The following is a 23,541-nucleotide window of genomic DNA, read 5'->3' as shown; positions in this document are numbered from 1 at the left end:
GTCCGGAATTGCGTAAACAAAGAGTTCGATCAGCTACCTTTGCCGGTGATGCTGGTGATCTTCTGGATAAAATCGTTCACCGCCCTGTCGAGCGCGGCATTCTGCTTGTCGTCTCCGAAATCCGGCACGATCAGCGAAACATGCCGGGTCTTGCGCATGCCTGATGCGATCGACATCTTGCCTGGATGCGCCTGGTGATAGGCGGCGAGAAACTGGTCGCGCTCGGCCGGGCTGAAATGGCAGACGGAAAAGATAGCTGGCAAATGTTTTGACGGAATCGGGATCGAATAGGCTGGACTGGAGATCTGCGTGACGAAGCTGCGGTGCTTGCCAAGCGCATCGGCCAGGCGCTGGCGCATGCCGGATGGGCGCTGGTCGATGACGTGCGACAGGATCGTCTTGTAGGCGCGGATCGCCTCCTCGGAGCCAGGTTCGGGTTTGATGTCGACCATGCCAGCCGCGCCTAGACAGAAACGTCCGCGATGGCTGCCTTGGCCATGGCGAGTTGCGCCGGAGCGACGGAAAGATCGCGCAGGCCGGCCTCGAGCAGTGACGGTATCGAGGCGGGATCGCCGCCGGCATCGCCGCACAGGCTGACCGGTATTTTTTCTCGTTCGCCAAACGCGGTCACGGCAGCGATCAGCCGCAGCACGGCTGGATGACGGACCGAATTGAGATGCGCCACGGCAGCGTTGTCGCGGGCGGCCGCCATGACATACTGGGTGAGGTCATTGGAGCCGATCGAGAAGAAGGCGGCATCAGTAAAGGCTTCCGGCACGATCGCCACCGAAGGCACCTCGACCATGATGCCAAGCGGCGGCATCTTGTGCGCGATGCCGCGCGCGGCAAGTGCGGCCTGCTCCTCGGCGAACATCGCCGCTGCCTGTCGGTATTCCTCCAAAATGGCGACCATCGGAAACATCACTTTCAGATTGCCGTGCACCGCGGCGCGCAGCAGTGCCCGGATCTGTACACGAAATACCTCCGGCCTTGCCAGCGACAGCCTGATTCCGCGCAGGCCGAGGAACGGATTGCTCTCCTCGACGGTGAAGCCGGGCACCGGCTTGTCGCCGCCGGCATCGACGGTGCGGATCGTCACCGGTTTTTCACAGGCCCATTCCAGCACCTTGCGATAGGCGCGATACTGCGTCTCCTCATCCGGCAGCGACTTGCCGAACAGGAATTCGGTGCGCATCAGGCCGACACCGTCGCAGGTGGCGATGTCGATGCCGTCGACTTCGGACGGGTCGGCGATGTTGACCTGCACGCGTACCGGCGTGCCGGTCCTGGTCGCCGCCGGCCGCGCCAGGAAAGTCCCGGCTTGGTCGCGGCGCACCGTGAACGACGAAGACAATTGGCGGAAGGCGTCGATTTCAGCCTTGGACGGCAACAGCACGATGCCGCCATGTTCGGCATCGAGCAGTGCAATGCCGGCAAAGTGAGCCGGCAAAGCACCAAGCCCGACTATCATGGGCACGCCGCGCGAGCGCGCCAGCATGGCGACGTGGCTGGCTGTGCTGCCCGCCTTCAGCGCGATGCCGCCGCCGCTGCTCCAGTCGGATTCGAGAAAGCGCGTCGGCGCGATGTCCTCGCCGTAGAGAATGGCGCCGGCTGGAACCTGGACGTCACCAGCCTCGGTCAGTGCCCGCAGCACCTGATCCCTGATGTCGCGTATGTCGGCGGCACGTGCGCGAAAGTAATCCTGGTCGGAAGCATCGTAGCCGGCGATTTCGGCGTCGAGCGCCTGCCGCCATGCCTGATCGGCCGGCTGGCCGGCGTGGATAGCGGCAAAGGCCGGGCTGCTCAGCGCATCATCTTCCAGCATGGCGATCTGGAACTCGAGGATGTCGGCGGCGTCGCCTTCAGCCGCGTCTATCAATGCGGTGAGGCGGCCCGCCGCGATGGCGATTGCGGTTTCGAGCGCCGCCTTCTCGTCGTCGGCCGTTTCTTTGCCGACATAGGAGCCGACAGTCTGGTCGAGATCGAACAGCGGCCCTTCGGCATAGCCGGCCGAGGCCGAAATGCCTTGCAGCCTAAGCGGTTCGGACATGGTCCGTGCCTTCGTCGAAATCGCGGCGCACCAGCTCGACCAGCGCATCGACGGCATCATCGGCGCCGTCGCCGCTGGCCCTGATATGCAGCAGCGTGCCTTTCGGCGCCTTGGCCGCCATCACCTTGACGATGCTCTTGGCGTCGAACCATGGCCCGTTGGCGGCCAGCGCTATTTCCACCTCGGCGGCGAAAGTCTTGGCCAGCTTGGTGAACTTCACCGAAGGACGCGCGTGCAGGCCCACCTCGTGGGTGACGACAACGGTCGCTTCGGCGGATGCGGACATGTCTTCAAGCTTCCCGTTCACTCACGACGGCGACAATTCGTGCGCCGTCGCCACCACTTCCCTGAGCGAGGCGCCGCCTGAGGCCTCGGTCGCCGCCATCACCGCGCCTTCGACGATCGGGGCGTTGCAGACGATGATCTTGTGCGAGCGTGGCTCGCCGATCATCTCCACCGCCATTTCCGAGTTGGTCTCGGCACCGCCGAGATCGACCAGAATGGCGACACCGGCTTCCGACCAGGCCTTGTCGATGGCGCCCATGATCGCCTCGACATTGGTGCCGAGCCCGCCATGGCCGTTTCCGCCGCACCATGCAAGCGGCACTTCGTCGCCCACCATCTGGCGCACCATGTCGGCCGTGCCCTCGGCAACCAGCGGCGAATGCGAAACGATGACGATGCCGACATTGCTCATGGCTGACCTTCCAACGTTTCGACGATCGTGCGCACCAGAAGCGCGGTCGAACGTGCACCGGCATCCATGTGGCCGATCGAGCGGTCGCCAAGGAACGAGGCGCGGCCACGCAAGGCTTTCATAGGCACGGTCGCCTCGGCCGCCGCGTCGGCGATATCGGCGATTTCAAGAGCTGTCTTTCCCTGCAGCAGCGCGTCATGCACCGGCTGCAGCACGTCGAGCAGGGTTTTTTGTCCGATCTGCGATTTGCCCCGCGCGGCCACCGCTTCGATCGCCTTGCCGAACGCTGCCGTCAGATTGGCGCGATTAGGCGCCGCTGAAATCTCCTTGCCGAGCGCCAGGAACAGGGTGCCGAATAGCGGGCCGGAGGCGCCGCCGACCGTCATCACCAGCTTGGTGCCGATCGCCTTCAGGGCATCGGGCAGCGGTTTGGCCGAAAATGCTTCGGCTTCGGCGCGCACGGCCTCGAAGCCGCGCTTCATGTTCAGCCCGTGGTCGCCGTCGCCGATCGCCTGGTCGAGCGCCGTCAACTCCTCGGCGTGAGCGGCAATGGTATCCGCAGCGGCCGCGATCAGCCGGGCAAGGTTCAATGCCGCCATGTCACCCGCATTCCCGGTTTCCATGCCGCCCGCAGTATCGAAAGAACGCTCATTCGACAACTGGAGCATGAATCAAGCCGCTTCATGGAGCGCGGCCGCCGCCGCGAAAACCTCGGCCACTGCATAGGCGCCGGGGTCGGCCACGCCTTGCAGCTTGCTGCCGACATAGGCGGACCGCCCGGATTTTGCCCTGTCCATGGCAGCGGTGGCCTCGGCACCATGGCGAGCCGCGATAGCCGCTTCGTCCAGGCTCTTGGCATCGAGCGCTCTGAGGGCAGGCTCCAGGGCATCGACCATTGTACGATCCCCCATCCTTGCGCCGCCATAAAAGGTCATCCGCTCAAGGCCGGCAAGCAGCGCCTTGGCCAAGCTCGCGCCGCTATCCAGAGCCTGCGCCGCCGCCGTGAAGAAGATCGACAGCAGCACGCCGCTGGAGCCGCCCATCGAGGCGCTCAGAATGTCGCCCATCGCTCCAAGGGTCGCCGCCGGCTCGGCAAGCGGCAGCGCATCAAGCCGCTTGAGGATGCTGCGCGCGCCGGTCGCCACCGTCGAGCCCGTGTCGCCGTCGCCCGCCTTGGCGTCGAGCCCGTTCAACGTGGTTTCCAGCGCGATCAGTCGTTCGCAGATGGTGACGAGAAGAGAGCGGGTCCGTGCATCCTGGCTGGGCTTGCGTGCCGCGCTCTGTCCGGCCGCTTTCGCCATCGGCACCACGGCAGGCGGCACAACCGGCTTTGCCGGCATCCAGGCGTGCGGACCGACCGGCGCCTGCAAGGCCGTCTCGCGCGCGGGGTCGAGCCGGATCAGCGACAGCGAGAAGCCGTTCATGTTGAGCGCCGTCATCAGCGGGCCCGGGCCGATCGCCAGCTTGATGGTTTTGGCCAGCGGCGAGGCAAGCACTGCGTTGGCGATAACGGACATTTCGAGCGGCGGCACCGAACCGAGATTATTGATCAGCAAGGCGTGGCCGGCCTTGGGATCAAGCCGTGCCGCTAGGCGCGCCGCCATGATCGCCACCAGCCTGTCGGCGCTCTGCACCGCAATCCGCTCGACGCCCGGCTCGCCATGGATGCCGAGGCCGAGCTCGCCATCGTTCTCGCCGAACCTGTCTTCGTGCGGCTGGCCCGGAATCGAGCAGGACGACAGCGACATGCCGAGCGAAACAACGTCCTTCGCTGCCGCTCGCGCGACAGCCGCTATATCGGCAAGATCGTGCCCGGTCTCCGACAGGTGGCCTGATATCTTGTGGACGAACAAGGTGCCGGCAACGCCGCGCGGCTGGGCAATGTCGGGCAGCGCGATGTCGTCGGCGACGATCACCATCTCGACGGCAAAACCCTCGGCGCGCGCCTTCTCTGCCGCGAGGCCGAAATTGAGACGGTCGCCGGTGTAGTTCTTGACGATCAGCAGGCAGCCGGCCGAACCGGTGACCGCGCGAATCGCTGCCAGCACCGCCTCGACGCTTGGCGAGGCAAAGATCTCGCCCGAAACCGCCGCCGTCAGCATGCCCTTGCCGACGAAGCCGGCATGGGACGGTTCGTGCCCGGCCCCGCCGCCGGAGACGACGCTGACTTTCGTCCTGTCCCAGTCGGTGCGCAGGATGACCTTGATCTCGGGATAGCCGTCGAGGCGCGCGAGATCGCCGGAGCCAATGGTCCGTAACAGGCCGTCGAGCGCCTCGGTGACGATCGTTTCCCTGCGATTGAAAAAGTGCTTCATCGAATTCGTCCCGTACTGGCAAAGTCAAAACCGGTGCTGAATCACCGAAAACCGCTCACATCAATCGCTGTCCATCGGCGTCGAAATACAGCGGCGCCCGGTAGCGGATCACCACTCTGTCGCCCTGCGCCAGATCCGTGTCGGGATCGGTCAGCGTCACCAGTTTCTTGGTCCCTACCGTCACATGCAAATGGTTCTGATCACCGAGATGCTCCACCCAGTCGACAACGCCGTCGGCGTGACCATTCGCGGCCTTCGCGATCGAAAGATGTTCGGTGCGCGCGCCGATCGTCTTGGTCCCGGCCGGTGCGCCGCCGTCAGGCAGCAGTCCGGTTGGCAGAAGATTGATCGCCGGCTGGCCGAGCCTTGCCGCGACATGCAGGTTTGCCGGCTCGGAATAGATGGTGCGCGGCGAACCGATCTGCACCAGCACGCCATCGGCAAGGATGCCGATACGGTCGGCCATGGTCATCGCCTCGATCTGATCATGCGTGACATAAAGCATGGTGGCGCCGAGTTCGGTCTGGATGCGCTTCAGCTCGAGCCTGAGATCGCCGCGCAGCTTGGCATCGAGCGACGACAGCGGCTCGTCCATCAGGTAGATCGAAGGCTTGCGCACCAGCGCCCGGCCGATGGCAACGCGCTGCATTTCGCCGCCCGAAAGCTTGGTCGAGCGATTGGCGAGCTTGTGATGGATGCGCACCATCCTGGCCACCTCCTCGACCCGGCGGCGGATCTGGTCTTCCGGCATTTTCCGCGCCGGCGAGCGCAGCGGGAAGGCGAGATTGTCGAACACCGAGAGGTGGGGATAGAGCGAATATTGCTGGAAAACGAAGGCCGTGTCGCGCTCGGCCGGCGACAGTGTCGTGGCATTGTGGCCCCCAATCTCGATCATGCCGGAATCCGGCCGTTCCAAACCGGCGATGAGCCGCAGCGTCGTCGTCTTGCCTGCCCCCGTCGGCCCGAGCAGCACGACGAACTCGCCATCTGATATATGCAGATCGAGGCCGTTGACGGCGGCATGATCGCCGAAACTCTTGGTCACGTTCTTGATGTGCACCTCAGCCATGCTGGGTCCTCCGCTCCGAGGCGACATCATGGATTGCGGTTCTCACCGCGCGGCCCGATCCCTTCTCGAACAGCGATAGCCGCGCGCTGCTCAGCGTCAGGCCGACATGGTCGCCGGTGGAGAGCCGGATTTCGGCCGGCACGCGTGCCTTGATGATACCGTCCGCCGTTTCGACTGCGACGATCTGCGTGGTGCCGAGATATTCGGTGCCATAGATGGCGCCGCGCAGCTTGGAGGCGTCGTCGAAGCGTATGTGCTCCGGGCGGATGCCAAGGGCCATGTCGCTGGGTGCGATGTCCTCTCGCACCTCCGGCACCGCGACCTTCGCACCTTGCACGATGATCTCCCTGGCGCCTTTGGCCAGCCCGCCGCCAAAACCCAGAAAATTCATCGGCGGCGAGCCGATGAAGTCGGCGACGAACATGGTCGCCGGGCGGTCGTAGATTTCGCGTGGGCTTCCGAATTGTTCGATGACACCATGGTTCATCACCGCGATCTTGTCGGCCATCGACATCGCTTCCATCTGGTCGTGCGTGACATAGACCGTCGTGGCGTGGATGCGGTTGTGCAGCTCGCGCAGCTCGCGGACCATCAGATCGCGGAATTCGGTGTCGAGCGTGCCGAGCGGCTCATCCATCAGGAAGCATTTTGGCCGCCGCACGATGGCGCGGCCGAGCGCGACGCGCTGGCGGTCGCCGCCGGCCAGGCCGGAGACGGATTTGTTGAGCAGATGGTCGATGCGCAGCAGCTTCGCCGTCTCCTCGACACGGGTGCGGATTTCGGCCGAAGGCATGCCTTGCGCCAGGAGCGGGAAGCCGATGTTCTTGCGCACATTCATGTGCGGATAGAGCGCGAAGAGCTGGAAGACGAAGGCGATGTCGCGCTCGCGGGCCCGCAGCATGGTGACGTCGTCGCCGCCGAGCAGGATCTGGCCGCCGGTCGGCAATTCGAGCCCCGCGATCATGCGCAAGGTCGTCGTTTTGCCGCAGCCCGACGGGCCGAGCATGACGAAGAACTCGCCATCCTCGACGACGAAGTTGGAATCCTGCACGGCGACGAAATCGCCGAAGGCCTTTCTCAGGTGCTGGACGCGAATTTCGGCCATGATTATTCCGGGAATTTCGAGACGATGATGAACATCACGGTGCCGGCGAGCATGGTGATGAAGGAATAGGTGTAGAGCGACAGCGCGAAGGGCTGGAACAGCATCAGGAAGCCGATGGCGATTAGTGCCGTCGCGATGTTTTCCATCAGCCCGCGCCTCGCCCAGACCGGCCAGCGCGATTTGCTTTTCTGTGGCTTGGTCATGCTCATTTGCGCACCGCACCGAAGGTGATGCCGCGCAGCAATTGCTTGCGAAGCAGAATGGTGAAGACCAGGATCGGCACCAGGAAGATCGTCGTGCCTGCCGCCACCGCCGGCCAGTCCTGGCCGCCTTCGCCGATGATGGTCGGGATGAAGGGCGGCGCAGTCTGCGCGGTGCCGGAAGTCAGGAGTGCCGCGAACGCATACTCGTTCCAGGCGAAGATCAGGCAGAAGATGGCGGTCGCGGCAATGCCGGTCGTCGCCTGCGGCAGCACTGTGCGCCAGAAGGCCTGCAGCCGCGTATAGCCGTCGATCATCGCCGCCTCCTCATATTCGCGCGGGATCTCATCGATGAAGCCTTTCAGCAGCCATACAGCCAGCGACACATTGACTGCCGTGTAGAGCAGGATCATGCCGAGCGCCGTGTCCGACAAGCCAAGCTCGCGGTACATCAGGTAGATCGGAATGGCGACAGCGATCGGCGGCATGAAGCGCGTCGACAGGATGAAGAACAAAAGGTCGTCGGCGAGCGGCACCTTGAAGCGCGAGAAGCCATAGGCAGACAGCGTGCCGAGGAACACGGCGCAGAAGGTCGAACCGAAGGCGATGATCAGCGAATTGACGAAGCGCGGCAGGAAGTTGGACGGGCCGGCGATCACCATGTTGCGCTTGCGCGTGGTCTCGTCGCAGAAGCCCGTCGCGGGACCCAGCGAGTTGATGTATTCCGGCGTCTGCCGCGTCCGCGTCGTGAACAGATTGCAGTAGCCTTCGAGGCTGGGCTGGAACAGGATCTTGGGCGGATAGGCGATCGAATCCGGCGGCGTCTTGAAGCTGGTGGCGAAGATCCACAGCAGCGGCACGATCGAGATCAGCGCGTAGAGCACGATGATCGTGCCGGCGATGCGCTTCGAATTCGTGGACGGTGCGACGACCGAGTGGGCAGTGGTCAGGCTCATCTCTGCTTCACCTTGTTGAGCGCCTTGACGTAGATGTTGGCCAGCCCGAACACCGCGACGAACAGGATGATGGCGAAGGCCGAGGAGTAGCCGGTGCGCCAGCTCTCAAAAGCCTGCCGCTTCAGCGTGATCGAGGCGACCTCGGTGGTCGAGCCCGGCCCACCGCCGGTCAAGAGGTTGACCATGTCGAACATCTTGAAGTTCTCGATGCCGCGAAACAGCACCGCCAGCATGATGAAGGGCAGCGCCATCGGCAGCGTGATCGACCAGAACTGCCGCCAGTTGGAGGCGCGGTCGACCTCGGCCGCCTCGTAGATGTATTCGGGGATCGAGCGTAAGCCGGCGAGGCAGATCAGCATCACGTAGGGCGTCCACATCCACGTGTCGACGATGATGATAGACCACGGCGCCAGCGACACGTTGGAGAGCATCTGGATATCGGTTGGCGGGATCCTCGTGACGAAGGAGATGGCGTAGGCGAACAGGCCGATCTGTGGCTCGTAGAGGAAGCGCCAGAAATTGCCGACCACCGCCGGCGACAGCATCATCGGCACCAGGATCAGCGTCGTCCAGAAGGCATGGCCGCGAAACTTCCTGTCGATCAGCCAGGCCAGCGTGAAGCCGATCAGCGTCTGCAACAGGATGGTCCAGAACACGAAATGCGCCGTCGTCTGCATGGCGATCCAGATATCCTTGTCGCCGAGGATGCGCTGGTAGTTGGCGAAGCCGAGATTCTTCACCACCTCGTTCGGCCGGTTGGCCCGGTAGTTGGTGAACGACAGATAGATCGCCCAGAACAGCGGAAAGATGTTGATGGCCAGCAGCAACAGGATCGTCGGCGAGATGAACAGCCAGGCGAGGCCCTTGTCGCTGATGCCCCGGACCTTGCCGGCCAACGGTTCCGGGGTCGCCCGGGCAACGTTCTCCGCAGTCCGATTGAGCATGGTGAGTCCTGCTTCGGTCACTTGGTCGTCTCTGTCATGGAATTTATCTGAACTGCGTCCCGTGCCAAGGGCGGCACGGGACGCTAGGGCCCTAGCTCGGGAGGAGCCGGGGTTACATCTTGCCGTCGTCCTGGAAGACCTGCGTCCAGTCCTTGACCAGGCCGTCGAGCGCATCCTTGGCCGAGCCCTGGCCGGCCACGACATAGTCATGGAAGCGTTTCTGCGAAGCCTGCAGCAGCGGTGCGTAGCTCGGCTCGGCCCAGAAGTCCTTCACGATGGCCATCGAGTCGAGGAAGGTCTGCGCGTAGGGCTGGCTGGCCGGGAACTTCGGATCCTTGACCACCGCGTTGAGGCAGGAATAGCCGCCGAGGGACCACCATTTGGCCTGCACGTCCTTGTTGGCGAACCACTTGATGTATTTCAGCGCCGCCTCCTGCTTGTCGGAATAGGACACTACCGAGATGCCCTGGCCGCCGAGCTGGGCGAACTGCTCACCGTCGGGACCCTTCGGGTTGACGAAGTAGCCGATCTTGTCGCCGCCGACATTCTCGTCCTTCTGCAGGCCCGGCCATGTGAAGGCGAAGTTCATGTGCATCGCCACCTGGCCGGATTTGAAGGCATCGACGCCTTCGCCCATGTAGCTGTTCGACGCGCCCGGAGGGGTACAGCAATCATAAAGCGCCTTGTAGAATTCCAGGCCCTTCACCGACTTGTCGGAGTTGACGAAGCCTTCCATCTCGTAGGGCTTCTTCGGGTTTTCGTACTGGAAGCCGTAGCTGTAGAGCACGTCCATGGCGCCCATGGTGATGCCTTCCGAGCCGCGCTCGGTATAGATCGAGGCGCCGTAGACGGTCTTGCCGTCAATCTCGCGCTTCTGGAAGAACTCGGCGACCTGCTTCAACTGGTCGAAGGTGGTCGGCGGACCGAGATCCCAGCCGTACTTCTCCTTGAATTCCTTCTGCAGCTCCGGCTTGGAGAACCAGTCCTTGCGATAGGTCCAGCCGACGACGTCGCCCATGGCTGGCAGCGCCCAGTAGTTCGGCGTGTTCTTCGGCCATTCCGAATAGCCGACGACGGTTGCCGGCACGAAGTCGTCCATGCTGATCTTCTCCTTGTCGAAGAAGTCGTTCAGCTTGACGTAGTGGCCGTTCTCGGCCGAACCGCCGATCCACTGGCTGTCGCCGATGATCAGGTCGCACAATTTGCCGTGCGAATTCAGCTCGTTGAGGAAACGGTCTGCATAATTGGTCCACGGCACGAACTCGAATTTCATGCCGATGCCGGTTTCCTTGGTAAAATCCTTGGACAGTTCGACAAGCGCGTTGGCCGGGTCCCAAGCGGCCCAGCACAGCGTCAGGTCTTCAGCGTGCGCGACATTCGAGACGGCTGTCGACGCTGTGATCGCCGAGGTCAGTCCCAACGCCAGTTTCAAGCTCGATTTCATGACTTCCTCCCATTTGCGAAACGCGCCCGGATGACGGTTTCAAAAAGCCCTCAACCCCTCTCCTCAGGGGCCCAAACATGGCGGCGCGGTCACGCTGCGGATGTTTAGTAATTTGTTTAGTGATGCAATTTTTACTAAACAAGGCAAGCGAATTCGTTGCTGCGCCGCAGCATGCTTATGGCGATGTCTGAAAACCTTGGGAAAAGCGCGGGTCGCTGGTCGGCCTACCGAAGCTCTTCAGGCCGATTCTGACCAGGACGTGGGGCAGCCTCGGTTTTCAATCCACCCTTCTGGTGCTCACCATCACCTTGCGGATTGGCGGCGCCGGCGGCAGCAGCGCGCGGATATCGGCGAACGGGAACGACGGTTCGAAACGGAACGCTTCGGCCGATGAGCCTTGCGCGCTGTTGCACTGGCCGGCGCGAAAGGCGTTCTGTGTCCGCGCGATGTCGACGAAGCGGTCGGGATCCTGCGACTGATGCATTCGGATCGCCTCAGCTTTGACGTCGGCATACCCGGAAATGTCGACGTAGTGCGTCGGCGAAAAACCGGTGCCGCCCATCGTGTCGGCATGCAGCACCGGGACGGCGAAAGACGCCGCGATGCGCACGCCGTCCGACAGCGCGCGATGGTCGGCGTGATAGTCGTTGGGCGCATGCGTGATCACCAGATCCGGGCCGGTTTGACCAATCAGTGCTTTCAGAGCTCCGATCAGCGCTGCATCGGCCACCAACTCGCCGTCCGGGAAGTCGAGGAAGCGTGGCATTGCGCCTACCAGCGCAGCCGCGGCCGTTGCTTCATCGCGACGGACACGAGCGAGAACAGCGGGATCACTCGTGCCGCCCCTGGCACCATCCGTGGCCATGGCAAAAGTGAGCTCTGCGCCTTGCGCGGCATAGGCGGCCATCGTACCGAACATGAAGATCTCGATGTCGTCCGGATGCGCACCGAGCGCTAGGATTTTCAAATCACTCTCTCCCCGGAACTGGAACAACGTGACGAACGGAATCCTGCTCGCCCTGATCGCCTACGCAAGCTATTCGGGCAGCGATGCCGTTGTCAAAAGCCTGGGCGGTCAGCTCACGATCTTCGAGATCGGCTTTTTCATAACCTTGTTCGCGGGCTTCTTCCTATTCTTCACGCGACCTGCGGGCGAACGCTGGCGCGATTTCTGGCGCACCAAAAGGCCATGGGCGGTGCAGGCGCGCGCCTGGGCGGGTATCGCTTCCGGCGTGCTCAGCGTCTACGCCTTCACCACCATTCCGCTGGCCGAGTCCTATGCGCTGATCTTCCTGGCGCCGCTCTGCGTCACCATCCTCTCCACGGTGATCCTCAAGGAGAAGGTCGGCCCCTGGCGCTGGCTGGCGGTGGTCGCCGGTTTTGCCGGTGTCATGCTGGTGGTGCGGCCTGGCTTTCGCGAGCTCAATCTCGGCCATCTTGCCGCCTTCGGCGTTGCCTTCCTCGCCGCCATCAGCGTCATCCTGATGCGCTCGCTGGCGCAGCAGGAAAAGCGCACCACCATGCTCGGCGTGCTGGTCGGTTGCGGCCTGCTGTTCAACGGCATCGGTGCCGCCGCCACCGCCTTCACTGTTCCCAGCGGAAAGCAGTTGCTGTGGCTGGCAATGGCCGGAGCCTTCACCGCAGGTGGACAATTCCTTCAACTGCTGGCCATGAAATACGCGCCCGCCAACCGCGTTGCGCCGACGCATTATTCGCAGATCGCCTGGGCGGTGGTCCTCGGCGCGTTGTTCTTCCAGGAATATCCGGACGGGCTGTCGCTGGTTGGTCTGGCGGTCGTTGGCGGCGCCGGCCTGTTGACCATGGTGCGGGAGGAAGCGCGGCTGGGCACCGTGCGCTGGAACCCGTTTTCGCGCACCCGGCTTTGAACCGTCTCTGGTTGCGCCGTGGCCACAACCGCTGATATGCGGGCGCCATGACCACAAAACCCCTGCCGGAGCTTCCTGTATCTGCCGTGCTGCCGGCGCTGAGGGAAGCGCTCGGCCATGGCAACAGCGCCGTGCTGGTGGCGCCGCCGGGCGCCGGCAAGACGACGCTGGTGCCGCTGGCGCTGCTTGACGCGCCTTGGCTCGGCGCCGGCAAGATCATCCTGCTTGAACCGCGCCGCCTCGCCGCCCGCGCCGCCGCCCGCCGGATGGCTGAATTGCTTGGTGAGGAACCTGGCGCCACCGTCGGCTATGCCATGCGCATGGAAAACCGCATTTCGGCAAAGACCAGGATCGTAGTCGTCACCGAAGGCGTGCTGGCGCGCATGATCCTCGACGATCCCGAATTGCCCGGCGTTTCGGCTGTCATTTTCGACGAATTCCACGAGCGTTCGCTCGATGGCGATTTTGGGCTCGCACTGGCGCTCGACGTGCAGGGTGCGCTGCGGCCGGACCTGCGCTTGGCTGTGATGTCGGCAACGCTCGACGGCGCGCGGGTCGCGAAACTGCTGTCGGGTGCGCCGGTGATCGAGAGCGAGGGGCGCGCCTTTCCTGTCGACATCCGCTACGACGAGCGCCCTACCGGCATTGCCATCGAGGACGCGATGGCCAAGGCGATCCGCACAGCCCTTGCCGACGAGATCGGCAGCGTGCTTGCCTTCCTGCCCGGCCAACGCGAGATCGAGCGAACCGCCGAGCGGCTGGCCGGCAAGGTCGGCACTGAAACCGACATCGTGCCGCTCTACGGCATGCTCGACGGCAAGGCGCAGGACGCCGCGATCAAGCCGGCGCCTTCAGGCCGCCGCAAGGTGGTGCTGGCCACCTCGATCGCCGAAACCTCGATCACCATCGACGGTGTGCGCGTCGTCATCGATTCCGGCCTGTCGCGCCTGCCGCGCTATGAGCCGGCCAGCGGCCTCACCCGGCTGGAAACCGTGCGTGTCAGCAAGGCTTCCGCCGACCAGCGCGCCGGCCGTGCCGGGCGCACGCAGGCTGGCGTCGCCATCCGGCTGTGGCGGGCCGAGCAGACGGCTGCACTTCCCGCTTTCACGCCGCCGGAAATCCTCGAGGCCGATCTGTCCGGACTGCTGCTCGATTGCGCTGCCTTTGGCGTTGCCGATCCGGCAGGGCTCGCCTTTCTCGATCCGCCGCCTGTTCCGGCCCTTAGTGAGGCAAGGGCACTGCTGCGCGCGCTGGATGCCGTCGACGAGACGGGCCGCCTGACGGAGGCGGGTGCAGCGATGCGCAAGCTCGCTCTGCCGGTGCGGTTGGCGCACATGGTTGCCGAGGCAGCCGGCAGCGGCCATGCCTTCGAAGCGGCGATGCTTGCGGTGCTGCTCACCGAACGCGGTCTTGGTGGCGACGGCGCCGATCTGGAGCGACGGCTGATGCGCTTTCGTGGGGAAAGATCTCCGCGCGCTACCGCCGCCAAGCAGCTCGCCGAACGGCTGGCGCGGCAGGCCGGCACCTCTTCACCCTCCCCCTTGTGGGGAGGGTCGATCCGCGAAGCGGAGCGGGGTGGGGGTAGGCCGAGCGCTGCACTCCCACCCCGTCTCCCTCGCCTTGCTGCGCAAGGCGCGCTCGCCGACCCTCCCCACAAGGGGGAGGGTAAGTCAGCCGGTCCCCTGCTCGTCCACGCCTGGCCGGATCGGGTGGCGAAGGCGCGTGGCGAGCGTGGCCGTTTCGTGCTGGCCAACGGCTCCGGCGCCATGCTCGACGCCGGCGATCCGCTGGCGGGCGAGCCGTTTCTGGTCGTCGCCGACTTGCAGGGCAAGGCACAGAATGCGCGCATCACGGCGGCGGCGGCGATCGGCGAGGACGATGTCCGCGCTGCGCTGGCGGACAGGATCGAGGTCCGCCGTGAAACGAGCTTCGACCGCGACAAGCGCGCCGTGCGCGTCCGCGAAACAGTGCGCCTTGGCGCCATCACGCTTGCCGAGCGCATGCTGCCGCCGCCAATCGGTGCTGACGCTGATCGCGCCGTCCTCGATGCGGTGCGCCAGCACGGGCTGTCGCTGCTGAATTGGAGCAAGGAGGCGCAAACGCTGCGCCAGCGGCTTGGCTGGCTGCATCGCGGCCTTGGCGCGCCCTGGCCCGACATGGCGGATGCCGCCCTCATCGAGCGCCTCGACGACTGGCTGCTGCCTTACCTCGCCGGCGCGGCATCGTTTGCCGCCATCGATGCGGGCGTTGTCTCGGCCGGACTGACCAGCCTCGTGCCGCATGATCTGCAGCGCAGGATCGATACGCTGGCGCCGACCCATTTCGATGCCCCGTCGGGCAGCCATGTGCCGATCCGCTATGACGGCGAATGGCCGGTGCTGGCGGTTCGCGTGCAGGAGCTGTTCGGCCTCGACCGCCATCCTTCGATCGCCAATGGCGCCGTGCCGCTGACGCTCGAACTCCTGTCGCCGGCGCACCGGCCAATCCAGACGACGCGCGACCTGCCCGGCTTCTGGCGCGGCTCCTGGGCCGATGTGCGCGCCGACATGCGCGGCCGCTATCCCAAGCATGTCTGGCCGGAAAACCCGCTGCTCGCCGCCGCCACCGCCCGCGCCAAACCGCGCGGGACCTAGCGTTCCTGGTCCTACGGCTGTAATTCATGGCCATGATCAACGTTTTGCGTTCGCCCGATTTCCAGCAGAGCCAGAGACTGCGCCTCAACACGCTGATCCGGTTGCGCTGGCTTGCCATTGTCGGTCAGAGCCTGACGGTGCTCGTCGTCGCCTATGGGCTGAAGTTTCCACTGCCGGTCAGCCTCTGCTTTGCCCTAATCGCCTGTTCGGCCTGGATGAACCTGTTTCTCGCCTTTCGCTTTCCGGCGGCGCACCGGCTCACGCCGCTTGCGGCCTTCGGCATCCTCATCTTCGACAGCCTGCAGCTTGCCGGCCTGCTCTACATGACCGGCGGCCTCACCAACCCGTTCTCGCTGCTGATGACCGTGCCTGTCGTCATTTCGGCGACATCGCTGCCCCTGCGCCTGACCGCCATCCTCGGTGGGCTGGTCATGTCGGCGGCGACCTTTCTGGTCTTTGTCCATCTGCCGCTGCCCTGGCATGAGGACGCGCCGCTGGCGATGCCTTTTCTCTATGTCGCCGGCATGTGGATGGCGGTGCTGTCCTCGATCGCCTTCACCGCCATATACGCCTTCCGGGTGGCCGCCGAAGCCCGGCTTCTTGCCAATGCGCTCGCCGCAACCGAGCTCGTGCTGCAGCGCGAGCAGCACCTTTCGGCACTCGACGGGCTGGCCGCCGCGGCCGCGCACGAGCTCGGCACGCCGCTCGCCACCATCGCGCTTGTCGCCAAGGAGATGGAAAAGGCGCTCGGCAAGGATCCGAAATACGGGGAAGACGTGACGCTGTTGCGTTCGCAGAGCGAGCGTTGCCGCGAGATTCTCAAGCGGCTGACCAGCCTGTCCTCCGAGGGCGAGGCGCATCTTTCGCGGTTGCCATTGACTTCGCTGGTCGAGGAGGTCACCGCGCCGCACCGGGACTTCGGCATCTCGATCAAGCTTCGGCCCGGCGAACGCATCGGCCCCGAGCCGGTCGGGCGACGCAATCCGGGCGTCATCTACGGCCTCGGCAACTTGGTCGAGAACGCCGTCGATTTTGCCCGCAAAAGCGTCACCGTGCGCTGGAGCTGGGACGAGGCCACCGTCACCTTCTCGATCATCGATGACGGCCCCGGCTTTCCGGCCGAGATCATCGACCGCATCGGCGAGCCCTATATGTCGACGCGCCAGGGCAATGAAACCGGCGGCGGTCTGGGCCTCGGCCTGTTCATCGCCAAGACCCTGCTCGAACGCTCTGGTGCCGTGCTCGATTTCCGCAATTCGAGCGGCCTGGGCGAGGGCGCCATGGTCCAGATATCGTGGCCGCGTGGTGTGTTCCTCAATCCGGAAATCACTTCGGCCAGCATGTTCGACACCGCCTGAGAGCCTTGAAGGACCTCTAAAAATTGGACAAGGAGGCTCAGGAACTATATTTGCGTAAAATTAAGGCAGCAGGAATTTTGAGACTATGACAGGCGACGAGAATATTGGCGCAATGGTTGAAGGCGAGGACACCTCGCTGCTTGTCGTCGATGACGACAAGCCGTTCCTCACGCGTCTGGCCCGCGCCATGGAAGCTAGAGGCTTCGTGGTCGAGACGGCCGAGAGCGTCGAGGAGGCGGTTGCCAAGGCGCGCGCCAATCCACCCGCCTACGCCGTGGTCGACATGCGGCTCGGCGACGGCAACGGCCTCGACGTGGTCGCGGCCATCCGCGAAAAGCGCGAGGATTCCCGCACCATCATCCTGACCGGCTACGGCAACATCGCCACCGCGGTGACCGCGGTGAAGCTCGGTGCGGTCGATTATCTCTCCAAGCCCGCCGACGCCGATGATATCTTCGCGGCACTCACCCGCACCGCCGGCGAGCGCGCGGCGCCGCCGGAAAACCCGATGTCAGCCGACCGCGTTCGATGGGAGCATATCCAGCGCGTCTATGAGATGTGCGAGCGCAACGTCTCCGAGACAGCGCGCCGGCTCAACATGCACCGACGCACCTTGCAGCGCATACTGGCCAAGCGGGCGCCGCGTTAAGGCCGCCGTTTGCCATCTTGCGGGATCGAAGCCCGCCAAAACAGACGGCATGACGGAGGCGACATGCAGGACTTGAAGCATCGGCCGGTTTCCGTCTTCCGCGAATTCCTCGATAGTGAAGCGGCTGGCGGCATCATCCTGATGGTGGCGGCGGCACTGGCCCTGATCGTCGCCAATTCGCCGCTCGCCGAAACCTATTTCTCCGCGCTCCACGCCTATCTCGGCCCGCTCAGCGTCTCGCATTGGGTCAATGACGGGCTGATGGCGGTGTTCTTCCTGCTCGTCGGACTGGAGATCAAGCGCGAGATGCTGGACGGCCAGCTCTCCACCTGGCCCCGGCGCGTGCTGCCCGGCATTGCAGCCGCCGGCGGCATGGTGGTTCCCGCACTCGTCTATGTGGCCGTCAACCGCAACAATGCGGCCGCCCTGTCCGGTTGGGCGATCCCGACCGCCACCGACATCGCTTTCGCGCTCGGCGTGCTGTCGCTGCTCGGCAGCCGCGTGCCGGCTTCGCTGAAGGTGTTCCTCACAGCACTGGCGATCATCGACGACCTCGGTGCCGTCATCATCATCGCCATCTTCTACACCAGCGGCCTGTCGCTGGCTTATCTGGGTGCTGCCTTCGCCGTCATTGCCGCGCTTGTCGTGCTCAACCGCATGCGGGTGATGACGCTGGTTCCCTATCTCGTGCTCGGCGTCATCTTGTGGATGCTGGTGCTGAAATCCGGCGTCCATGCCACGCTCGCCGGCGTGGCGCTGGCGCTGACCATCCCGCTTGAGCGCTCCGCCGGCATCGGCCACGATCTCGACCATTCGCCGCTGCACCGGCTCGAGCACGGCCTGCACAAGATTGTGGCCTTCGTCGTCATCCCGATCTTCGGCTTTGCCAATGCCGGCGTTTCGCTGGCCGGCCTCAGCGTCAGTGCGCTGATCGAGCCGTTGACGCTGGGTGTCGCCGCCGGCCTGGTGGTTGGCAAGCTGGTCGGCGTGTTCGGCTCCTCGGCACTTGCGATCCGGCTCGGTCTTGCCGACCTGCCCGCCAATGCCGGCTGGATGCACATGATCGGCATATCGCTGCTGTGCGGCATCGGCTTCACCATGAGCCTGTTCATCGGCCTGCTCGCCTTCGCCGGCGACGTGGCGCTGCAGGACGCGGTCAAGGTCGGCATCCTCGCCGGCTCCTTCATCGCCGCCATTCTGGGTGCTGCCGTGCTGCTCATGGCGCCCGCCAAGGGTGGCGTGGAGGACGATGAAGAGCAGAGCCGGTCATAGACTGAAGGACGGGCCGTTACTCGCTCTCACCCTCCAGCGCCGGCACCGACACGCCGGCAAGCTCTGCCGCCAGCAGCCGCGAAGCGCCGGCCCGCGCGACCCGCAGCATCAGCGCCTTGCGCGTTGCCGCTGCCATGCGGTGCTCGGGCGCATCGCGCAGGATCTCGGCGCCATAGCCGTCGGAAAGGATGAAGCCGCATTCCTGCGGAAAGATTTCCGAGGGCACGCCGGGATGGGTGGCGAAGAAGAAGCGGTCGGAATGCAGCCGGTAGTCGGGCCATTTGCGGTCGACCCTGAAATCCTCGATCGAGGATTTGATCTCGATTATCCAGATATCGCCCTGCCGGGTCAGCGCGACGAGGTCGGCGCGGCGGCCCGTGGCCAGCGACAGCTCGGGCAACACATGTGCGCCCATATCCATGAGCAGCCGCTGTACGCCGCGCCGCACCAGCATGGCGCGTTCGGACTGGCGGCCGTCGATGAGAGGATTGATGGGGATGGGGGAGATGATCGGCATGCCAGGCACCATGCCAGATTCTGTTCACGGTTTGAACCTGTTTTATGTGGGCGCTTTCAGGTAATCGTCGGGCTTCCACTCTTTCATCGCGGGCTACTTCCGCGCGATCCATTCCGCTAAACCGGGCTCAATGTCGTCGCTATCCGTATACTCCCGGATCAAAAGCTCGGCCTCGGCCCGCCATTTGTCCTCTGGAATGTTCTTCTGGATGACGATTTTTATGAACGCGCTGCGCAAAATATCGCAGTCAAAAGCCGATACCGAGCTATCGAACTGAGACATGGCCAACCTCCCATCCATAAGGGCGGGAGCTTAGCGTTACTCTCAATCACCGGTGCGCCGTTAACCCGTAGCCGGTGACCTTGGGATTTTAATACGCTGTGAGGTGGCTTCAATAAGGATTCACTGTACATTTTTAACCAAGCGGCTGGGCCTCAATTGCCGGCCAATTCGCGCGCTCTAGCTCCCGGCAGGCGGCAACCCCTCAAAGAAGCCGCAGTGGCCGGCGCGGATCATCATTCATCCGGCAACCTGCGCCGGCCATTTTGGCGTTAGGCCTGTCAAATATATAACCGCCTTTATGTAGGCGATCGTGTAGTTGTCGGACCTCAACGAACGCCCGTTTTGGACAGCAGGTTTAAAACCAGCACTCCAGCCAAGATCAGGCCCATGCCGACAAAACCTGCCACGTCGGGCCGTTGCCCGTAGACAATCCAAGCGACCAGCGCGACCAGAACAATGCCGCCGCCCGCCCATACTGCATAGGCAACGCCGACCGGTATGCGGTCCAGCACCTGGGACAGAAAGAAAAACGCCGTGGCGTAACCGAGCAGCACCAACATCGACGGGCCAAGCCTGGTGAAGCCTTCCGAGGCCTTATCGCGCTGGTCGCGATGACCTCACCGACAATAGCCAGGGCAAGAATGGCATAAGCTGGCATTCGATGAACCTCCAGTGGCGGGAGGCATCTAATGATCAGAACGCTACGATGGCGTCACGTTCACTTTCCCGTGATCGTGCCTCGCCGCGAGCGGCGCAGAGTCTCGTCGATTGCAAGGGCGCGCGCCTGTCCGATGAGGCCCACCCAGCTACACTCCGGGCTGCGTCGCTCCTGTTAATTAGCTAGAGCGAATATAAGTGAAAGGTGATATTTTCGAAGCAGCCGGGGCTCCCCCAATACACCCCGCTCCGGTCAGGCCCGGTGGCGGTCCACCCAAAGGAAGGCTACCGGGCCGATCCCTGCAACCAACCGGTGACCCGTTCGTTGACCCATGCCGGGTTGATCCCCCGGCACTCCAGGACCTGCCCGCTGCCGAGGGGCGGCGGGCCTTTTTTACCGATTGGGTTCAAGCCTGCAGCGATAGCGAAGGCGCCGGACTCCGGGACCTTCGCGTTGCAGGTCTCGTCAGAAGTGGATCCAGAAGGATCTGCGGAAACACCTGCGGCGCCAGGAACCGTGGCGCCAATAGCGACGGCAAACCCGCCTCCACCCGCGTCGACGACGGCGGCGGTGCCACCTGCGGTGCCGCACGAACTCGACGCCGTCCTGGACATCGGGACCATCCGGGTCGAGAATGTCGTCGGACGGTTTGTCGAGCTCATCGAGAATGCCCGGCCCCGTATTGGGGATGCCGGCCAAGGCGGTGGCAGGACGCGCGATTGCGACGACGGTCGCAGCCCCTGCCAGCCCAAGCATTCTAGTCAGAAACAATCGCCGATCCATGCCAATCTCCATCGTTGATCATTGCAACAAGGGAAGACATAGCGCGTCAGATTGACGCGCCCAGATGCCGAAGAAAATTGGATCAATCGCTCTGCTGTGCCGGCGGTGGGCCTATTTAGCGATCTCTGACAATCCACGCGGCCAAATGCGCCTGTTCCCGGGGATCATTCCTCCGACAAGCCGGTCGCCGTTGCGTCCGTTTCGATGCTCACCGGCACGCCCTGGCGCAGGGAGTTGCTGACCGTGGAAATCGCCGCGGCCCTTGTGATGATCTCCGCCGGGTCGGAGCCGTCCAGCGTCGTGCAGGAAACCGTCATGGTTGACGAAGTCGCGAGCAAAGGCTTGCCTTCGAGGTTCAGCGTCACGGTCACGGCGATCTTGTTGAGCGTTATGCCCATTTCCTCGGCAACGTAGCGAAGGTCGTTGCAGAAGCAGCCGCCGATCGCCAGGGCGAGCAGCTGGCCGCCATTGAAGCCCAGGCCCATGCCGCCGGCCTTGCCTTCGGGCCGGTCGACGATGATCGTGTGGCCGCCGGCCCAGCCCATGGCCGCCTGCGTGCCCCCCATATTGCGCAGTTCGACGCTCATCGAGACCATTTGTGGACGTCCTCCCGGCAGGAGTCGACCAGGCGTCGGGCCTCGTCGACGTAGGGTCATTATGCAGCCGCAGAGGTGCCCCTGTCGCTGAGCAACGCCGCTCCCGCCATGTCATCAAGGATCGGACAATCCGGCCTTTCGTCGCCGTGGCAGGCATGGATCAGTTTCTGCAGCGTCGAGCGCATCGACTGCAACTCGCGCACTTTCTCCTCGATCGCCGTGACATGGGCGGCGGCGATTTCGCGCACGTTGTGGCTGGCGCGGCTGCGATCCTGGTAAAGCGCCATCAACTGGCGGCAATCGTCGATGGAAAAGCCCAGATTGCGCGCGCGGCGCAGGAAGGCCAGCCGATGGATGTCGTCTCCGGAATAATCGCGGTAGCCGTTGGCGGCCCGCGCCGGGGCGATCAGGCCGATCTCTTCATAGTAGCGGATAGTCTTGGCCGGCAGGCCGGAGCGGTGGGCGGCGTCACCGACATTCATGACGGTTCTCCTCGATTTCCAGGAGCCCATGGAGCAGGCCCCTTGAATTTGCTTCACAATCCTGTGAGTCCTGTTGCCAAAATGCCATAGTGATACGCTTACCGGTACGTCAAGGCAGGCATATAGGCATCGCGCGCTTGGCAAGCAAAGCAAATGCCAGCATGAATGACGATGAGAGAGCGGCCGACTCGTGCCGCCGAAGTTGGGCGGGGCACCGGATCACCTGATGCGCATGAAGTCGTTTGCAATCATCGCCGCACTGGCGCTCTCCACTGCTATCGCCGGTTGCAGCACCATCGGCTCGCAGATCTTCTCCAACGACTACGGCGCGGTCACCGACGCCGGTTATCAGCTGCCGCGGATCCCGATCGAGAAAGTGCCGATGAAGTACCATCGGCAGGAAGTGAACTACGACAGCCCGGAAAAGCCGGGCACGATCATAGTCGATACGCAGAACAAGTTCCTCTACTTCATCGAGGGCGACGGCAGGGCCATTCGCTACGGCATCGGCGTCGGCCGCGAGGGCTTCGAGTGGCATGGCACCGCCCACATTGCGCTCAAGCGCGAATGGCCGACCTGGACACCGCCGAGGCAGATGATCCAGCGCCAGCCGGAATTGGAAAAGTTTGCCGGCGGCATGGAGCCGGGCCTGAAGAACCCGCTCGGCGCGCGCGCCATGTACCTGTTCAACAAGGGCGGCGATTCGGGCTATCGCCTGCATGGCAGCCCGGAATGGAATTCGATCGGCAAGGCTATGTCGTCTGGCTGCATCCGCCTAATGAATCAGGACATTATCGACCTCTATGACCGCGCCTCGGTCGGCGCCAAGGTCATCGTTCTCTAGAGGCAGTTTTCGTACGCGGACCGTCTAGGCAACAACGGACGTCCCAAGCAGAAAACCGGGCAATTCGGCCCGGTTTTTTGTTGTTTGCCTCTAATGCCTCGAGAAGGAGGTCTCTACGAGACCTGCTCGACCTGCTGCACTTCCGGCACGAAATGGCGCAGAAGGTTCTGGATGCCGTGCTTCAGCGTCGCCGTCGAGGACGGGCAGCCGGCGCAGGCGCCCTTCATGTGCAGGAACACCGTGCCGTTCTCGAAGCCGCGGAAGGTGATGTCGCCTCCATCCTGGGCGACCGCCGGGCGCACCCGTGTATCGAGCAGTTCCTTGATGGTGATGACCAGCTCCTCGTCGGCCTTGTCGTAGAACTCACCGGTCTGGCTGGTCTCTGCGGCCGGGCCAGCCTTGGCCATGACAGGCGCGCCGGACATGAAATGCTCCATGATGGCGCCGAGGATCGCCGGCTTCAGATGCTGCCAGTCGGGGCCATCCTTGGTCACGGTGATGAAGTCATAGCCGAAGAAAACGCCGGTGACGCCAGGAATTTCGAACAGCCGGCCGGCCAGCGGCGAGGCGACGGCGGCGCTGTCGGCATCGCGGAAATCGGCGGTGCCTTCCAGAAGCACTTCCTTGCCGGGCAGGAATTTCAGCGTCGCCGGGTTTGGCGTCGATTCGGTCTGGATGAACATGGCCGTCTCCGTGCCCGTTTGGGCATCTAGTTTGGAACAATTCTAAATAGGCTCAATTGGATGGACATTCAAGCGAAACGCATCGCCGGAACGGCTGGCTGGCGGAATGTTTTTTCGC

At 63.8% G+C, this 23,541-nt stretch carries 24 protein-coding genes and 1 pseudogene; 6 read left to right on the top strand and 19 right to left on the bottom strand.

Annotated features, from left to right (window positions below; genetic code table 11):
- Nucleotides 1-29: 29 nt before the first annotated feature.
- The 13 genes from NKJ00_RS11850 to NKJ00_RS11790 all read right to left on the bottom strand — a co-directional run bounded on the left by NKJ00_RS11850 (nt 30) and on the right by NKJ00_RS11790 (nt 11,747).
- On the bottom strand, nt 30-452 hold the full coding sequence (locus NKJ00_RS11850) for a hypothetical protein (protein ID WP_352612506.1): 423 nt from the start codon (nt 450-452) through the stop codon (nt 30-32).
- 11 nt (nt 453-463) lie between these two features.
- The gene (gene ptsP, locus NKJ00_RS11845; RefSeq protein ID WP_352612507.1) at nt 464-2,050 is read right to left on the bottom strand and encodes a phosphoenolpyruvate--protein phosphotransferase; all 1,587 of its coding nucleotides are present in this window, start codon (nt 2,048-2,050) and stop codon (nt 464-466) included.
- Nucleotides 2,034-2,336 (bottom strand): HPr family phosphocarrier protein, encoded by a 303-nt coding sequence (locus NKJ00_RS11840; protein ID WP_023811613.1) that lies wholly within the window; start codon nt 2,334-2,336, stop codon nt 2,034-2,036. Before NKJ00_RS11840 ends, ptsP begins: the two co-directional genes overlap by 17 nt.
- 21 nt (nt 2,337-2,357) lie before the next feature.
- Nucleotides 2,358-2,747 carry a dihydroxyacetone kinase phosphoryl donor subunit DhaM gene (dhaM, locus tag NKJ00_RS11835; protein WP_013528085.1) on the bottom strand — a complete coding sequence of 130 codons (390 nt, stop codon included), beginning with the start codon at nt 2,745-2,747 and terminating at the stop codon, nt 2,358-2,360.
- Nucleotides 2,744-3,346 carry a dihydroxyacetone kinase subunit DhaL gene (dhaL, locus tag NKJ00_RS11830; protein ID WP_023811614.1) on the bottom strand — a complete coding sequence of 201 codons (603 nt, stop codon included), beginning with the start codon at nt 3,344-3,346 and terminating at the stop codon, nt 2,744-2,746. The genes dhaM and dhaL overlap by 4 nt, the downstream gene beginning before the upstream one ends.
- 72 nt (nt 3,347-3,418) lie before the next feature.
- Nucleotides 3,419-5,062, bottom strand: coding sequence for a dihydroxyacetone kinase subunit DhaK (locus NKJ00_RS11825; RefSeq protein ID WP_352612509.1), 1,644 nt, complete (start codon nt 5,060-5,062; stop codon nt 3,419-3,421).
- A 55-nt stretch (nt 5,063-5,117) separates the two neighbouring features.
- A complete protein-coding gene (locus NKJ00_RS11820; RefSeq protein ID WP_352612511.1) occupies nt 5,118-6,131 on the bottom strand; it encodes an ABC transporter ATP-binding protein in 1,014 nt (337 codons plus the stop codon).
- The gene (locus NKJ00_RS11815; protein ID WP_352612513.1) at nt 6,124-7,236 is read right to left on the bottom strand and encodes an ABC transporter ATP-binding protein; all 1,113 of its coding nucleotides are present in this window, start codon (nt 7,234-7,236) and stop codon (nt 6,124-6,126) included. Before NKJ00_RS11815 ends, NKJ00_RS11820 begins: the two co-directional genes overlap by 8 nt.
- Nucleotides 7,237-7,238: 2 nt before the next feature.
- The gene (locus NKJ00_RS11810; protein ID WP_031213400.1) at nt 7,239-7,445 is read right to left on the bottom strand and encodes a hypothetical protein; all 207 of its coding nucleotides are present in this window, start codon (nt 7,443-7,445) and stop codon (nt 7,239-7,241) included.
- Nucleotides 7,442-8,392, bottom strand: a complete 951-nt coding sequence (locus NKJ00_RS11805) for a carbohydrate ABC transporter permease (protein ID WP_023811619.1) — start codon at nt 8,390-8,392, stop codon at nt 7,442-7,444. Before NKJ00_RS11805 ends, NKJ00_RS11810 begins: the two co-directional genes overlap by 4 nt.
- Entirely contained in the window at nt 8,389-9,336 is a 948-nt protein-coding gene (locus NKJ00_RS11800; RefSeq protein ID WP_023811620.1) for a carbohydrate ABC transporter permease, read from the bottom strand. Before NKJ00_RS11800 ends, NKJ00_RS11805 begins: the two co-directional genes overlap by 4 nt.
- A gap of 112 nt (nt 9,337-9,448) precedes the next feature.
- Nucleotides 9,449-10,780 (bottom strand): ABC transporter substrate-binding protein, encoded by a 1,332-nt coding sequence (locus tag NKJ00_RS11795; RefSeq protein WP_023811621.1) that lies wholly within the window; start codon nt 10,778-10,780, stop codon nt 9,449-9,451.
- Nucleotides 10,781-11,057: 277 nt separating this feature from the next.
- Nucleotides 11,058-11,747, bottom strand: coding sequence for a PIG-L deacetylase family protein (locus NKJ00_RS11790; RefSeq protein WP_023811622.1), 690 nt, complete (start codon nt 11,745-11,747; stop codon nt 11,058-11,060).
- A 28-nt stretch (nt 11,748-11,775) separates the two neighbouring features.
- On the opposite strand from NKJ00_RS11790, the gene NKJ00_RS11785 reads away from it, so the two are divergent.
- From NKJ00_RS11785 to nhaA, 5 genes are all read left to right on the top strand, one after another.
- The gene (locus tag NKJ00_RS11785; RefSeq protein ID WP_023811623.1) at nt 11,776-12,666 is read left to right on the top strand and encodes a DMT family transporter; all 891 of its coding nucleotides are present in this window, start codon (nt 11,776-11,778) and stop codon (nt 12,664-12,666) included.
- Nucleotides 12,667-12,713: 47 nt separating this feature from the next.
- The gene (gene hrpB / locus NKJ00_RS11780) at nt 12,714-15,299 is read left to right on the top strand and encodes an ATP-dependent helicase HrpB (RefSeq protein WP_128302878.1); all 2,586 of its coding nucleotides are present in this window, start codon (nt 12,714-12,716) and stop codon (nt 15,297-15,299) included.
- A 26-nt stretch (nt 15,300-15,325) separates the two neighbouring features.
- Nucleotides 15,326-16,657 (top strand): ActS/PrrB/RegB family redox-sensitive histidine kinase, encoded by a 1,332-nt coding sequence (locus NKJ00_RS11775; RefSeq protein WP_128302879.1) that lies wholly within the window; start codon nt 15,326-15,328, stop codon nt 16,655-16,657.
- Nucleotides 16,658-16,742: 85 nt separating this feature from the next.
- On the top strand, nt 16,743-17,306 hold the full coding sequence (locus NKJ00_RS11770) for an ActR/PrrA/RegA family redox response regulator transcription factor (RefSeq protein ID WP_013528072.1): 564 nt from the start codon (nt 16,743-16,745) through the stop codon (nt 17,304-17,306).
- A 63-nt stretch (nt 17,307-17,369) separates the two neighbouring features.
- Nucleotides 17,370-18,578, top strand: coding sequence for a Na+/H+ antiporter NhaA (gene nhaA / locus NKJ00_RS11765; protein WP_352629827.1), 1,209 nt, complete (start codon nt 17,370-17,372; stop codon nt 18,576-18,578).
- A 16-nt stretch (nt 18,579-18,594) separates the two neighbouring features.
- Here the strand turns inward: nhaA and NKJ00_RS11760 are convergent, their stop codons facing one another.
- The 5 genes and pseudogenes from NKJ00_RS11760 to cueR form a co-directional block, all read right to left on the bottom strand.
- Nucleotides 18,595-19,095: an MmcB family DNA repair protein gene (locus NKJ00_RS11760; protein WP_023811626.1), complete on the bottom strand. Its 501-nt coding sequence runs from the start codon at nt 19,093-19,095 to the stop codon at nt 18,595-18,597.
- Between the two features lie 93 nt (nt 19,096-19,188).
- Nucleotides 19,189-19,377 (bottom strand): hypothetical protein, encoded by a 189-nt coding sequence (locus NKJ00_RS11755; protein WP_127289952.1) that lies wholly within the window; start codon nt 19,375-19,377, stop codon nt 19,189-19,191.
- A gap of 326 nt (nt 19,378-19,703) precedes the next feature.
- Nucleotides 19,704-20,035: pseudogene (locus tag NKJ00_RS11750) on the bottom strand (SMR family transporter).
- Nucleotides 20,036-20,982: 947 nt separating this feature from the next.
- On the bottom strand, nt 20,983-21,414 hold the full coding sequence (locus NKJ00_RS11745; RefSeq protein WP_352613503.1) for an OsmC family protein: 432 nt from the start codon (nt 21,412-21,414) through the stop codon (nt 20,983-20,985).
- Between the two features lie 59 nt (nt 21,415-21,473).
- Nucleotides 21,474-21,896 (bottom strand): Cu(I)-responsive transcriptional regulator, encoded by a 423-nt coding sequence (gene cueR / locus NKJ00_RS11740; RefSeq protein ID WP_023811630.1) that lies wholly within the window; start codon nt 21,894-21,896, stop codon nt 21,474-21,476.
- 226 nt (nt 21,897-22,122) lie between these two features.
- Between cueR and NKJ00_RS11735 the strand changes: the two genes are divergently transcribed.
- Nucleotides 22,123-22,740 carry a L,D-transpeptidase gene (locus NKJ00_RS11735; protein WP_013528066.1) on the top strand — a complete coding sequence of 206 codons (618 nt, stop codon included), beginning with the start codon at nt 22,123-22,125 and terminating at the stop codon, nt 22,738-22,740.
- 113 nt (nt 22,741-22,853) lie between these two features.
- Here the strand turns inward: NKJ00_RS11735 and NKJ00_RS11730 are convergent, their stop codons facing one another.
- On the bottom strand, nt 22,854-23,423 hold the full coding sequence (locus NKJ00_RS11730; RefSeq protein ID WP_023811631.1) for a NifU family protein: 570 nt from the start codon (nt 23,421-23,423) through the stop codon (nt 22,854-22,856).
- Nucleotides 23,424-23,541: the final 118 nt, after the last annotated feature.

It is taken from the genome of Mesorhizobium sp. M0227 (assembly GCF_040321855.1).
Classification (GTDB): Bacteria; Pseudomonadota; Alphaproteobacteria; order Rhizobiales; family Rhizobiaceae; genus Mesorhizobium.
Note: the sequence above shows the minus strand (reverse complement) of the source record. Positions and strands in the feature narration are given on the sequence as shown.

Coding starts and splice junctions, on each gene's coding strand:
- NKJ00_RS11800 (WP_023811620.1), bottom strand. CDS start 9,336: ATGCTCAATCGGACTGCGGAGAACGTTGCCCGGGCGACCCCGGAACCG.
- NKJ00_RS11815 (WP_352612513.1), bottom strand. CDS start 7,236: ATGGCCGAAATTCGCGTCCAGCACCTGAGAAAGGCCTTCGGCGATTTC.
- NKJ00_RS11745 (WP_352613503.1), bottom strand. CDS start 21,414: ATGGTCTCGATGAGCGTCGAACTGCGCAATATGGGGGGCACGCAGGCG.
- NKJ00_RS11775 (WP_128302879.1), top strand. CDS start 15,326: ATGGCCATGATCAACGTTTTGCGTTCGCCCGATTTCCAGCAGAGCCAG.
- cueR (WP_023811630.1), bottom strand. CDS start 21,896: ATGAATGTCGGTGACGCCGCCCACCGCTCCGGCCTGCCGGCCAAGACT.
- NKJ00_RS11760 (WP_023811626.1), bottom strand. CDS start 19,095: ATGCCGATCATCTCCCCCATCCCCATCAATCCTCTCATCGACGGCCGC.
- NKJ00_RS11840 (WP_023811613.1), bottom strand. CDS start 2,336: ATGTCCGCATCCGCCGAAGCGACCGTTGTCGTCACCCACGAGGTGGGC.
- NKJ00_RS11820 (WP_352612511.1), bottom strand. CDS start 6,131: ATGGCTGAGGTGCACATCAAGAACGTGACCAAGAGTTTCGGCGATCAT.
- NKJ00_RS11770 (WP_013528072.1), top strand. CDS start 16,743: ATGACAGGCGACGAGAATATTGGCGCAATGGTTGAAGGCGAGGACACC.
- NKJ00_RS11735 (WP_013528066.1), top strand. CDS start 22,123: ATGCGCATGAAGTCGTTTGCAATCATCGCCGCACTGGCGCTCTCCACT.
- NKJ00_RS11810 (WP_031213400.1), bottom strand. CDS start 7,445: ATGAGCATGACCAAGCCACAGAAAAGCAAATCGCGCTGGCCGGTCTGG.
- hrpB (WP_128302878.1), top strand. CDS start 12,714: ATGACCACAAAACCCCTGCCGGAGCTTCCTGTATCTGCCGTGCTGCCG.
- NKJ00_RS11730 (WP_023811631.1), bottom strand. CDS start 23,423: ATGTTCATCCAGACCGAATCGACGCCAAACCCGGCGACGCTGAAATTC.
- NKJ00_RS11795 (WP_023811621.1), bottom strand. CDS start 10,780: ATGAAATCGAGCTTGAAACTGGCGTTGGGACTGACCTCGGCGATCACA.
- NKJ00_RS11805 (WP_023811619.1), bottom strand. CDS start 8,392: ATGAGCCTGACCACTGCCCACTCGGTCGTCGCACCGTCCACGAATTCG.
- nhaA (WP_352629827.1), top strand. CDS start 17,370: ATGCAGGACTTGAAGCATCGGCCGGTTTCCGTCTTCCGCGAATTCCTC.
- NKJ00_RS11825 (WP_352612509.1), bottom strand. CDS start 5,062: ATGAAGCACTTTTTCAATCGCAGGGAAACGATCGTCACCGAGGCGCTC.
- dhaL (WP_023811614.1), bottom strand. CDS start 3,346: ATGGCGGCATTGAACCTTGCCCGGCTGATCGCGGCCGCTGCGGATACC.
- ptsP (WP_352612507.1), bottom strand. CDS start 2,050: ATGTCCGAACCGCTTAGGCTGCAAGGCATTTCGGCCTCGGCCGGCTAT.
- NKJ00_RS11850 (WP_352612506.1), bottom strand. CDS start 452: ATGGTCGACATCAAACCCGAACCTGGCTCCGAGGAGGCGATCCGCGCC.
- dhaM (WP_013528085.1), bottom strand. CDS start 2,747: ATGAGCAATGTCGGCATCGTCATCGTTTCGCATTCGCCGCTGGTTGCC.
- NKJ00_RS11755 (WP_127289952.1), bottom strand. CDS start 19,377: ATGTCTCAGTTCGATAGCTCGGTATCGGCTTTTGACTGCGATATTTTG.